Origin of the sequence: Clostridium zhoujianii (assembly GCF_051590805.1) — a bacterium.
Lineage (GTDB): Bacteria > Bacillota > Clostridia > Clostridiales > Clostridiaceae > Clostridium.
Genome location: NZ_JBPUTF010000006.1, coordinates 1 through 12,549 on the forward strand (window position 1 = coordinate 1; position 12,549 = coordinate 12,549).

The 12,549-nt window shown below is 30.2% G+C and carries 11 protein-coding genes; 5 read left to right on the forward strand and 6 right to left on the reverse strand.

Translation table 11 applies throughout. The annotated features are described in order from the left end of the window. Positions 1-645: 645 nt before the first annotated feature. Positions 646-2,094, reverse strand: a complete 1,449-nt coding sequence (gene nagE / locus ACSYT2_RS17610) for an N-acetylglucosamine-specific PTS transporter subunit IIBC (protein WP_430858121.1) — start codon at positions 2,092-2,094, stop codon at positions 646-648. A 449-nt stretch (positions 2,095-2,543) separates the two neighbouring features. On the opposite strand from nagE, the gene ACSYT2_RS17615 reads away from it, so the two are divergent. Continuing rightward, a complete protein-coding gene (locus ACSYT2_RS17615) occupies positions 2,544-3,047 on the forward strand; it encodes a PTS sugar transporter subunit IIA (protein ID WP_430858120.1) in 504 nt (167 codons plus the stop codon). Between the two features lie 59 nt (positions 3,048-3,106). Here the strand turns inward: ACSYT2_RS17615 and glcT (ACSYT2_RS17620) are convergent, their stop codons facing one another. From glcT (ACSYT2_RS17620) to ACSYT2_RS17635, 4 genes are all read right to left on the reverse strand, one after another. Next, positions 3,107-3,961 carry a glucose PTS transporter transcription antiterminator GlcT gene (gene glcT, locus ACSYT2_RS17620; RefSeq protein ID WP_430858126.1) on the reverse strand — a complete coding sequence of 285 codons (855 nt, stop codon included), beginning with the start codon at positions 3,959-3,961 and terminating at the stop codon, positions 3,107-3,109. A 180-nt stretch (positions 3,962-4,141) separates the two neighbouring features. Then, positions 4,142-5,791, reverse strand: coding sequence for a PTS transporter subunit EIIC (locus ACSYT2_RS17625; protein ID WP_430858119.1), 1,650 nt, complete (start codon positions 5,789-5,791; stop codon positions 4,142-4,144). A gap of 259 nt (positions 5,792-6,050) precedes the next feature. Further along, entirely contained in the window at positions 6,051-6,908 is an 858-nt protein-coding gene (glcT, locus tag ACSYT2_RS17630) for a glucose PTS transporter transcription antiterminator GlcT (protein WP_430858118.1), read from the reverse strand. Between the two features lie 14 nt (positions 6,909-6,922). After that, on the reverse strand, positions 6,923-7,867 hold the full coding sequence (locus ACSYT2_RS17635; protein ID WP_430858117.1) for a GNAT family N-acetyltransferase: 945 nt from the start codon (positions 7,865-7,867) through the stop codon (positions 6,923-6,925). 210 nt (positions 7,868-8,077) lie between these two features. On the opposite strand from ACSYT2_RS17635, the gene ACSYT2_RS17640 reads away from it, so the two are divergent. Then, entirely contained in the window at positions 8,078-8,677 is a 600-nt protein-coding gene (locus ACSYT2_RS17640; protein WP_430858116.1) for a DUF4230 domain-containing protein, read from the forward strand. A gap of 69 nt (positions 8,678-8,746) precedes the next feature. Here the strand turns inward: ACSYT2_RS17640 and ACSYT2_RS17645 are convergent, their stop codons facing one another. Then, a complete protein-coding gene (locus ACSYT2_RS17645) occupies positions 8,747-9,505 on the reverse strand; it encodes a tRNA threonylcarbamoyladenosine dehydratase (protein WP_430858115.1) in 759 nt (252 codons plus the stop codon). Between the two features lie 145 nt (positions 9,506-9,650). Between ACSYT2_RS17645 and ACSYT2_RS17650 the strand changes: the two genes are divergently transcribed. The 3 genes from ACSYT2_RS17650 to ACSYT2_RS17660 all read left to right on the forward strand — a co-directional run bounded on the left by ACSYT2_RS17650 (position 9,651) and on the right by ACSYT2_RS17660 (position 12,541). After that, positions 9,651-10,514, forward strand: coding sequence for a CPBP family intramembrane glutamic endopeptidase (locus ACSYT2_RS17650; protein WP_430858114.1), 864 nt, complete (start codon positions 9,651-9,653; stop codon positions 10,512-10,514). Between the two features lie 90 nt (positions 10,515-10,604). Then, on the forward strand, positions 10,605-11,297 hold the full coding sequence (locus tag ACSYT2_RS17655) for a 5'-methylthioadenosine/adenosylhomocysteine nucleosidase (protein ID WP_430858113.1): 693 nt from the start codon (positions 10,605-10,607) through the stop codon (positions 11,295-11,297). A 140-nt stretch (positions 11,298-11,437) separates the two neighbouring features. Next, entirely contained in the window at positions 11,438-12,541 is a 1,104-nt protein-coding gene (locus ACSYT2_RS17660; RefSeq protein WP_430858112.1) for a metallophosphoesterase, read from the forward strand. The last annotated feature ends 8 nt before the right edge of the window (positions 12,542-12,549 follow it).

The window sequence follows — 12,549 nt, forward strand, 5'->3', positions numbered from 1 at the left end:
GATCAAACTCTCAATAAAAAGTTTAATCTTAATCTCAAAAACTTACTCATAAAAAGAATTGCTGGTTTTTAACTTATATATCTGTTCAATTTTCAAAGACCAATTTGTTTGTCGCACTCAAGCGACTTCCTTATCTTATCACTCTACTCGAATTCTGTCAACATCTTTTTCTAAAAACTTTTATAAAAAGATTTTTTAGAAACTTCTTAGTGTTGAGAACTTCGTATCTCAGCGACAAGACTTATCTTACCATATCATTCGACAACCTTCGACTAATATTATCCCTTTATAGATAGTTATTCTAATAATACTCTATATATCTATTATTTTCTACCTAATATACATATTGACACACTAGGATTAGTGTTCCTATTTACTTCTAGTTTTATAGTATAAACCTCCTTATTTTTATTAAAGACTAAAAAAACTATATATATTAATGAAGCTATTTTTAACTTCTATATTATATTTATAGACAACCACTTAAATATATCTAAAATCATCCTTTCTTCTCACCTCCCCTTAATCATATATAATATGCTCTTATATTTACCTAATTTAATATTTATTTTCTATATGAAAATTAGAGGTGGGATAAAACCCACCTCTTTAAATGATATATTTATGGACTGCCTTTTTGTTTTCCTATTTACATAATTTCTTAAACTCATCTGCTACGAACTGTACTTGTACTCCTACAACTACTTGTACGCTTGTTTTACCTGGTCTAATTATACCTGATATACCTGCAGATTTAATAACTTTTTCATCTACTAAAGATTGATCTTTAATTTCTAAACGTAATCTAGTTATACAGTTATCAATAGATACTATATTTTCTTTTCCACCAAGACCTCTTAATATAGTAGCTGCTACTTCTGTGAAGTCATTACTTTCTAGTTTTGCACTAATTTCTTCACTTGTATCGTCATCATCTTCTCTTCCTGGAGTCTTTAAGTTGAATTTTGTAATTACAAGACGGAATACGAAGTAGTAAACAACACCAAATGCTAAACCAATTGGAATTAATAATAATGGATTTTCAGCCATTGGAGCGTTAAAGCTTAGGAACCAATCTACGAAACCAGCACTAAAGTTGAAACCTGCTCTTACTGGTAATAATGCACATATAGCTGCTGAGATACCAGTTAAACCAGCATGAACTACATATAAACCTGGAGCTAAGAACATAAATGCAAATTCTAACGGTTCAGTAACTCCTGTAAAGAATGAACCAACAGCAGCTGCTAATAATAAACCATAAACAGCCTTTTTCTTCTTATCTTTAGCTGTATGATACATAGCTAAAGCACCAGCTGGTAAACCAAACATCATTACTGGGAAGAATCCAGTCATGTACATACCGGTTACTCCCTTAACACCTTCTGATGCTTGCCCCCAGAAGTTAGCGATATCATTAATTCCTGCAACATCAAACCAGAATACTGAGTTTAATGCATGATGTAGACCAGTTGGGATTAATAATCTATTAAAGAATGCATATATACCTGCACCAATAGCACCAGTAGAAATTATTCCTTCTCCAAATGATACTAATCCACCATAAACAAATGGCCATACAAATAATAGTATTAAAGCTGCTACAAGAGAACATAATGATGTTACTATAGCAACACTTCTTTTTCCACTAAAGAATGCTAATGCATTTGGTAATTTAGTACTCTTAAACTTGTTATAACAAGTTGATCCAATAATACCACACACTATACCAACAAATTGATTTTGAATCTTACCGAAAGCCGCTGGTACTAACTCTGGATCAATACCTTTTAGCATTGCTACAACGCCTGGTGCTAATAATGTTGTTATTGTAAGCCAGGAAACAAGACCAGCTAATCCTGCTGTTCCATCATTATCATCTGACATACCAACTGCAACACCAATTGCGAATAATATTCCCATGTTGTCAATTAGAGCTCCACCAGCTTTTATTAAGAAAGCTGCTGCTACACTATTTGCACCCCAACCACTTGGATCCATCCAATAACCGATACCCATTAAGATACTTGCAACAGGTAAACATGCTACTGGAAGCATTAAAGATTTCCCGATTTTTTGTAAATACTTCATCATAATAAAAATACCTCCATCTTATTTTTCAGGATTTAATACTTTTTTCTTGACGATTGTTAAAATAATTCTTGTATGAGTACTTTTTGGAAACAAAAAAAGCTAAAGAGAGGTAACGATATCTCGTTATATCTCTTTAGCTAATGCCCAATATTATAATGGTCGCACGCCAATCATCAATTCAATTTATTATCCTTGACCTAAGTGTATAATAAAAACCTTTACAAGTCAACTAGTAAATTAAACTTTTTTTCTACTATTTTTTATTGACACAAAAACCTCATAACTATATAATTAGCTTAAGACGTGTTACTGTTAAATCAGGCATAAGTTTTTGAAAAAAACTTATGCCTTTTTTTAATATTTTTTATCAATTATATACAAACTAACTTATAATACAATTAATTTAAGGGAAAGGATGTGAGTAATCCTGTTCATTCAGGATTTAGCTTATGTTTGGATTTTTAAAAAAGAAGAAAGAAAATGACACTTTGGAAAATAATTTTAAATTAGTATCATCAGTATCTGGTAAGGCAATTCCTTTATCAGAAGTACCAGATCCTGTTTTCGCTCAAAAAATGGCTGGTGACGGAATAGCTATAGATACTATTGGTGATACTATTGTAGCTCCTGCCGATGGAGAATTAACTTTAGTATTTAAAACAAAACATGCTTTTGCATTAACATTAAACAATGGTATTGAACTTCTAGTTCATATTGGTATTGAAACTGTTTCTTTAAACGGAGAAGGTTTTGAACAATTAGTAGAGCAAGGAGCTAAAGTAAAAGCTGGTACTCCAATAATTAAAATTGATAGGGAATTTATTAAAAACAAAGGTCTTTCACTAATAACTCCTATATTAATAACAAATCCTGATATAACAAAATCAATTACTCCAATGGAGAATATTGAAACTGTGGCTGGAGAAACTGTTGTTATAGAATATACGATCTAGTATCTGTTATCTGTAAAAACATAAAAAAGCTAAGCATCTTCTGATGCTTAGCTTTTTTATTATAGTTTCATCGAAATCCTAAATCTCTCTATATGCATTGCTAAATAGGCAATTTCATCTTCTGATATACCTACAGATAATTGCTTTTTCAATATTAATGCTACTTCTTCCGCTATTGCATATGATTTTTTATATCTAATCTTTATAATTCCTATTAAATCATTACATATTGGTACATTCGTCATAACTCTTTCAATAGCAAACCTTATATGTGTTAAGAATCTTGCATAATCTAAGGATTTTCTATCAATTTCAATATTTAGCCTATCTTCTACATGCTCTACTATAGTATTAGCAATGTAACTATATTTAATAGTATTAGATAGTTTACCATTATTCATAGCTGAGTGGATATGTAGAGCTATAAACCCAACCTCACCTTCCGGTATAAAGACTCCTACCTTCTTACCAACCTTATCAGCAACAAACTCTGCTAATTCATACTCTTTTGGATAAAGAGTTTCTATCTCTACTAAAAATGGATTTTGAATTTCTTCATCCTTTTCAAGTCTTTTTATAGCAAATGATAAATGATCTATAAGCCCTACATGTATATTTTCATTTAACTCACCCTTAATTCTTTTTGAAATCTCAAGAATTGCTTCTTCACAAACCACAAAGAACTCTTCATCTACAGTATTAATTAACTTTTGTAAATTTCTTACATTATCTTCATTCTCTATAGTAAAAACCTTTTCAATTTCTGTGCCAGCAGTTATGATATCTCCAAACTTTTTACCAAATCCAATCCCTTTTGAAAATAGTATCTTTTCCTTACCCTCAGTTCTAACTAAAGCTATACTGTTATTAAATGACCTGGTTAAAACAGCATCTTTATTCAAAGTTACAGCCATCACATTCACCTCTCTCCATAAATGTTTATTACAGAACTCCTCAATTTTATACATCTAAATTGTATAATATCAAAGAAGTATGGTCAATGTTAATATAAAGAAAAGAGGTAAGAAATCTTACCTCTTTTTCATAATTAGGGATTTAAATCCATAATGCCACTTAAACTTATACCAAATATGTTATTCTATATTTAATATTTTATTAAGCTCATTTTTATATCTATCTGCTTTAACTCCAAATATTGCTTGCATTCCATTACCTACTTCTACAACACCTGATGCACCTAATGACATTAATTCTTCTTTATTAACCTTAGATTTATCTTTTACTTCGATTCTAAGTCTTGTGATACATGCATCGATGCTTACAATATTTTCTTCTCCACCAAAAGCTGCTAATACTAAAGGAGCTTTTTCTACTATTTCACCCTTTGATCCCTTAGCTTCTTGATAATCAGCCTTAGTGAATAATTTTGTTTCCTCTTCACTTTCATCTCTACCTGGCGTCTTTAAATTGAACTTCTTGATCATAAATAAGAATAAGAAGTAATAAACCAATGCATATACTACTCCTACTGCTATTACCATAAACCACTTAGTTGGCACTCCTGCTCCTGCTGGAAGTAATCCAAATAAACTAAAGTCAATTAATCCTCCTGAGAATGTCATACCTATAAATACATTAAATATATCCATTAACATAAATGATAATCCTGCTAATACACAGTGTACACCATATAATACTGGAGCAACAAATAAGAATGTGAATTCTAGTGGCTCAGTAATACCAGTTAATAGTGAAGTTACTGCTGCTGCCACTAACAATGAACCAACTTGCTTTTTCTTAGTTGGAGCTGCTGCCTTATACATTGCAAAAGCTGCTGCTGGTAATCCAAACATCATAAATGGGAACTTACCTGCCATAAACCTAGTTGTCCCACCTACTATTGTTGACATAGTATCTGCTGATGCGCCTACTAAATCTGTCATGCTTGATAATTGAGCAAAGTATGCTGTATTAGCACCTGCAACTGTTTCCCATGCTCCATTAACTAAAATTTGACCATCAACAAATGAACCAAACCAGAAAGGAGTATAGAATACATGATGTAATCCAAATGGAACTAATGCTCTTTCAATAATACCGTATAATAATGTTCCTATAGAACCTGAATCTCTAACTAAAGTTGCAATTACTGATATACCATTTTGTACTACTGGCCATGCAAATGCTAATATTGCACCAACAAACGCCATAACTATAGATGTAACTATTGGGACAAATCTTGACCCTGAGAAGAAACCTATTACTTGTGGTAATTGGATTTCATGAAATCTATCATGCAGTATAGCTGTAATAATACCTGTAATAATACCACCAAACACCGACATATTTAAAGTAAATATACCAAGATTAGTTGTAACATAGGTACCATATTCACCAACATTTTCCGGAGTAATTACCCCTAATTGGGTAGTTCCTAAAGAAAGCAAGGTTGAAATAACTTGATTCATTACTATAAATCCAAAAATAGAAGCTAATGCTGCTGTTCCTTTATCTTTCTTTGCTAAACCTACTGCAACACCAACTGCAAATAAAAGTGGAAGATTTCCAAAAACTATATCACCTATATTTTTCATAACTGTTAATATAGCCGTAACAACTGGGATATTAACAAATGCTATAAGTGGTTGATAAACTGATGGTGGATTATCTAATCCTGATATTCCAAGAAGTGCTCCACCTACACCAAGTAATATACCTGCTATTGGTAATGCTGCTATTGGTAGCATTATTGCTTTACCTATTCTTTGTAAAAATTTAAGCATTTATAATTCCTCCTAATACTTATTATTTTCCTATCAATAATAGTTTATAAGGTCTATTTATTTATAAAAGCTGGCCAGCTTAATGGTAAATTAGACAATAAAAAAAGACTCTAATATAGCTTCCCCATATTTACTCAAAATATTACTAAGTAAATATAGAACCAACGCCTATACCAAGTCTTGCCTGCATTACCAGTTACACCTTAATTATTTGATTGTATTTTTATAATAACACATCTAAAAATGTCTGTAAAGGTTTTTATAGATATTTTATAGTCATTCTAAATCTTTCTATATGTATAGTTAAGAATGTTACTTCATCCTCTTTTACTTTTATATCTAACTCATCTTCAATTATTTTTGCCACTTCTTCAGCTATTTTATACGATTCTTTATAGCTAACCTTTATCATCTCATTTAATTCATTATTTATTGGTCTATTTTCCATTATTCTTTGCAGTGCAAATTTTATATGAGTTAGGAATCTTGCATAGTCTAAAGATTTTCTATCTATCTCAATGTTTAGTCTATCCTCAACATGCTCTACTATTGTATTTCCCAGGTAACTATTTTTTAACGTATTTGAAACTGTCCCATTATTTATAGCTGAATGAATATGTAGTGCAATAAAACCAACTTCATCTTCTGGAATAACAAGCTTTGAATGTTTCGCTATCTTAGCTGCAACCATTTCTGCAAGCATATATTCCCTAGAATATAATGTTTCTATTTCCACTAAAAAAGGATTTTCTATAATCTCTTTATTTTTCATTCTCTTTACGGCAAAATATAAGTGGTCAATAAGACCTATATGTATTCTTTCATCTAGTTCTTTATTTATTTTCTCAGATACTTCATATATTGCCTCTTCACATACTGCAAAGAAATCACCATCAATCTTTTCAATAATACTATTAAAATTAGCCCTGTTTTCATCATCAGCTATAATAAATACTTTATCTACTTTAGTTCCTTTAGGTATCTTGTATCCAGGTCGTCTTCCAAATCCAATACCCTTATCAAAAAGTATCTTCTCTTTATCTGATTCAGTAACCAAAATTATATTATTATTAAATATTTTTGATACAATATGATCCTGAGTTAATTCTACCTTCATCCTATCACTCCTCCCTATTTAAAGTTCATTTCCTTTACCTTATAAAAAGTAATGTGATCTTGCCAGCCACCATTTATAAATAAATAATTCTTATTAACACCTAATTCTTCAAATCCACATCCAATTAAAACCTTTTTAGATTTTTCATTATCTACTAAAGCCGATGCCTCTATTCTATGAAGCTCTAATTCTTGGAATGCATAGTCTACAACTAAATTTACTGCCTCTTTCATCAAGCCTTTTCCTTGCTCATCCTTATCAATAGAGTACCCTAAAATTCCACTTTTAAATATACCATATACTATATTAGATAATCTTAACTTTCCTATTAAGATATCACCTTTAAAAATTCCAAAATCCATAGCACTTCCATTTAAGAATTGTCTATAACTATCGCTTAGTATACTTCTTTGAACCTCTAATGTATAAAAGCTTGAGTCTCTAACTGGCTCAAATGCTTCTAGATGATCTTTATTTCTAATATAGTACTCCAATAATTTTTCTGAGTCCTCTGGTGTAAGGATTCTTATCATAAAATTCTTAGACTCCATTTGAGCAAAATTATACCTTTCTCCAGAGTTATAATCTAATCTACTGATTCCCATAGCTATTTCATTATTATATAATCCTTGAGAATATATATTATCTGTAAAAATTCCCTCTAAGACAAATCCTAAATCTAAAAATGGCCCTAAAGTTACTGTATCTGCAGTAAATACATTAACTTTATTCACATTTGAATCCTTAAATATAGCTTTAAGTAGCAAACTTAAGGTCTCTTTCAATAATGCATAGTCATCTACTCTATAAAATTTAAATTTAATATTGCATTTTCTATTATCTGTATCTAAATCTACTATATTAAATCTACCTATATTTATTTTGTTTTTATCTCTTATAACATATTCCTTATTATCACTTGGATTTATTGAAATAGTTACCCCCTGAGCCTGTGGCATAAAGTCATCTCCTAATTTATCTTATTATAGTTATTATATATTATAAATTATCTTCTCTACAATACAAGGTTAATTAATTCATTAACATAATCAGCTTCACATTCTCATATATTTATTTTATAACTAATATTGCTGGGAGGGATTACTATTAAATTTTTTAAAAAACCTAAAATCTCAAAGCTCTCCTTAATTTTTCCTTGTATATTAATTTTGCTAGGTGTTCTTATTGGTTATAAATTATTTGTTTCTCCAACTGAAAGTACTAAGGAATGGAAGCTTCCTGATACTTCTGGTAAAGGTGTAAAGTTTGTTACTGAAGAAAGCCTATTAAATGATATTAAGGAGACTAATAAAATTATCCCTTTAGAACTTGAGTTATCTGAGACAATTATCGTAGATAATAGTTGGGGTGATTGGGATATATTTAAGAAGTATAAAAAAATAACATATACCGCTGCTTGTTCTTACTCTATGGACTTATCTATCTTGTCATCTTCAAACATAGAAATAAACTCATCCAAAAAAGAAATTGATTTAAAAGTTCCAAAACCTGAGGTTTATAGTATTAATATAAATCATGATAAAACTATTTACCAAGAAGCAGTCACAGGACTTTTACGGTTTGGAGATTTATCCTTATCTTCTGAAGAATACGGAGCTATTGAACGCGAGCTAAAATCAAGTATTTATAATAAAATGAATGAGTCTGAATTATATGCTAAAGCATCTGAAAGTGCTAAGGCTTCAATGAAAACTTTATTGAGCAGTATCCTTGGTGAAGATGTTAATGTTAATGTGGAATTTATCTAAAACAATATAAAAGAGCTAAGGTCAATAATTCAACCTTAGCTCTATACTTCTCTAAATCTGAATCCTATTCTACTTTGAAGCTATTATATCCTTTATAACTTCTCCGCCAATAATCATACCTGCTACTGGCGGTACAAATGATATACTTCCAGGTATTTGTCTCTTTTGTGCACACTTTTTACTACCACCTGTGCAAACACAACCGGTTTTACAAGTAACTACATCTTCTGTTTTTGGCTTAGTTGGAAGTTCTTCTGAATAAACTACCTTAAGATTCTTTACCCCTCTTCTCTTTAACTCATACCTCATAACTTTAGCTAAGGGACAAACCTTTGTATCATATATATCAGCTACTTTGAACTGAGTAGGATCAAACTTATTACCAGTTCCCATAGAAGACATTATTTTAATTCCCTTTTCGTTGCAATACTCAACTAAAGCAATTTTAGCTGAAACTGTATCAATAGCATCTACAACATAATCAACATCATCTGGAATTAACTCAGGTATATTTTCCTTAGTTACAAATACTTGATGAGTTATAACATTACACTTTCTATTTATTGAAAGAACTCTATCCTTCATAACTTCAACTTTGACTTTACTTATAGTCTCATATGTAGCGTGTATCTGTCTATTTAAATTTGTTAAACATACTGTATCATCATCAACAAGAATTAAAGTCCCAACGCCTGCTCTTGTAAGTGCCTCTACTGTGAAGCTTCCTACTCCACCAACTCCAAATACTATTACTTTACTTTCTCTTAATTTATCTAAACCATCTTTCCCTACTAATAGCTCTGTTCTAGATAAAGGATGTTGTAACATATCCATCTCTCCTTTATATTTTCTTATTTATCTATTTTATTTTATATCTGTACTTAAAACAAGTATATATAAAATATTTACTTATATAAAAAGTAGTAAATATTGTATATAATTAAAATTGACTATTCTTTTAGGAGGCAAATCGGTGAAAAATTTATTTAGAAAATTACTTAAACCTATCATACAAATTGAAGAAGAAAGTATAGAATTTAAAGTTGGTTTTTGGAAAGGGCTATGGGCTATTTTGTTATGGCAATTTCTAACTGTTACATTTAGCTTAGTAGGGAACTCTATCTTGGGCTTTGATTTTTCAGGCAAAACCTACACTCTAATGATTATATTTGATATAATTTCTATTCCATTAATATCATTGATATTAATAAATACATTTGGTAAATTGACTTGGCGTAAAAATACATTTAAAAAATTTAATAAAAAGGATTTTTTGTACTTAGCATTATTTATAGTAGTATTTAGATTATTATTTGATGCCTTTATATTCCCGATATTAAATTTAATTCCTCAAGGTGACCTTTTAAATAGTGTTGAGGAATTAGTAGAAAATAATACCTTATACTTTATCCTAAGTGCATGTATTGTAGCTCCTATAATCGAGGAAGTTATATGCCGTGGCATTGTAATGGGTGGATTATTAAAGAAATACTCTCCAAAGGTTTCTATACTATTATCAGCATTTTTATTTGCTGCTGCCCATGGGAATATCCATCAAGGAGTTAATGCATTTATTCTAGGGGCACTATTCGGATATATATACTATAAAACTAGGTCAATTTATCTTACCATCTTCTGTCACTTTGTAAATAATACAATTGCTTTTATTGCTTTTGTACCGGAAACTATACCTGGGATTATTATAAATATATTTGTCTCAGTAGCTATAAGTATCCCTCTGATTATTTTAATCAAGAAAAAACTTCACTTTAACTATCAAGAAAACTTTGTAAGTACACTTCCTGATAAAAATATCTATGTATACAGAGATTTATAATGGTAATAAACTAGCTTTTTTGCTAAACTATATATATTAAATTATTTTAGGCTAACTTGTTAGCCTAATTTTTTTGGAGGAGTTTTAATTATGACTTTAGGAATAATAGGTGCAATGAGCGAAGAATTAGAAATACTACTTAAGGATATGGACCTTGAGGATAAAAAAGTTAAGGCTAATATGACATTTAATAAAGGTAAGCTATGGGGAAATGATGTAGTTGCTGTTGTCTGTGGAATCGGTAAAGTTAATGCAGCTATATGCTCTCAAATTTTAGCTTCTGAATACAATGTTGATAAAGTCATAAATGTTGGTGTTGCTGGAGGAATTGGCAAGGAAATATATCCTGGTGATGTTGTTGTTGCAAGTAATCTTGTTCAACATGATATGGATACTACCGCCTTTGGAGATCCTCATGGTCAAATACCTAGACTTGATACCTTTGATTTTAAATGTGACGAAGAACTAGTTAAACTTGCTAATAAGGCATGTGATAATGTAGGTGGTTTCAATACCTTTACTGGAAGAATAGTTTCCGGGGATGTATTTGTTGCAAGTATTGAAAAAATCCAATGGCTTGAAAAAGAATTTGGCGCATTATCCTGCGAAATGGAAGGAGCAAGTATTGCTCACACATGCTACTTGAACAATATTCCATTTGTAGTTATCAGATCTATTTCTGATAATGCTAATAATGGAGCACATATGGACTTTGAAAAGTTTACTCCAATAGCAGTTAAGAACTCAACTGCTATCTTAAAAGAAATGCTAGTAAATATGTAATTAAACTTTATTGGATGCTAAGATAACTACTGCTTATTTTTAGCATCCTTTTTATTTTTAATTTATCTAATGTTCTTACTTGATTATATTGGTAGTTATTGTATAATTATTGAAATATCTATTTTTAAGGAGATGATTAAATGATTTTGGGTTTACTAATTTTTATAGCTTTATATGCTGTTATTAATTATTTTATTGGCAAAAGAATCTTTACATCTATTAACAAAATAAAAAAGCTTAACTCAAAAGTATACTGGATACTTTTTTCTTTTATAGCTTCTTCATTTTTAATCTATGAGATAAGTAGAAAGTTCATGCCCCATATAATCAATAAAATCCTTGCTTTTGTAGGTTCATACTACTTAGCAGTATTATTCTATATAATTATCCTTTTCCCACTAGCATTCCTTTTAACTAAAGCTTTTAAAAATAAAAAAAGAAACTTTGATTTCTATACTCTTTCATTGATAATTGTATTTCTAATTACTATAGTAGGAAGTTACTTAAGCAATACTACTAAAACTAAAAATTATGATATTCTCATAGATAAGCCTATTGCAAGTGACTCTATTAAAATTGCTTTAGTTTCAGATATTCATTTAGGAGATATCATTGGTAATAAACGACTATCTAAAATGATAGATAATTTAAATTCTCTTAATGCAGATATGGTTTTAATAGCAGGAGATTTAGTAGATATGGATTTAGAGCCTGTTCTCCATGATGAAATGCTAGCACAACTTAAAAACATAAATAGCACATATGGTACCTACATAGCTCTTGGAAACCATGATTTCTATACCGATAGATCTGATGAGTTAGCTACTATCCTTTCTGAATACGGTATTAATATATTAAGAGATAATTCAATCCTAGTTAATAATGAATTCTATATAATTGGAAGAGATGATGTTACAAAATCAAGGTATGGTGGTGATAGGAGTAATCTTGAAGATATACTACGGGATGTTGATACCTCTAAACCATCAATTGTAATTGATCATAATCCTGATTATATCAAGGAATCAACAGATAATGACATAGATCTTCAAGTATCAGGGCATACACATAGAGGACAAATGTTTCCTATAAACTTTATAACTAATATTCTGTTCCCTGTTGATTATGGATATGGTAAATTGGGCAATACAAATATTGTTGTAAGTTCTGGTTTTGGTACATGGGGTCCTCCTATAAGGATTGGAAGTAACTCAGAAATTGCTTTTATAAATCTCCATAATTAAAAGGATGG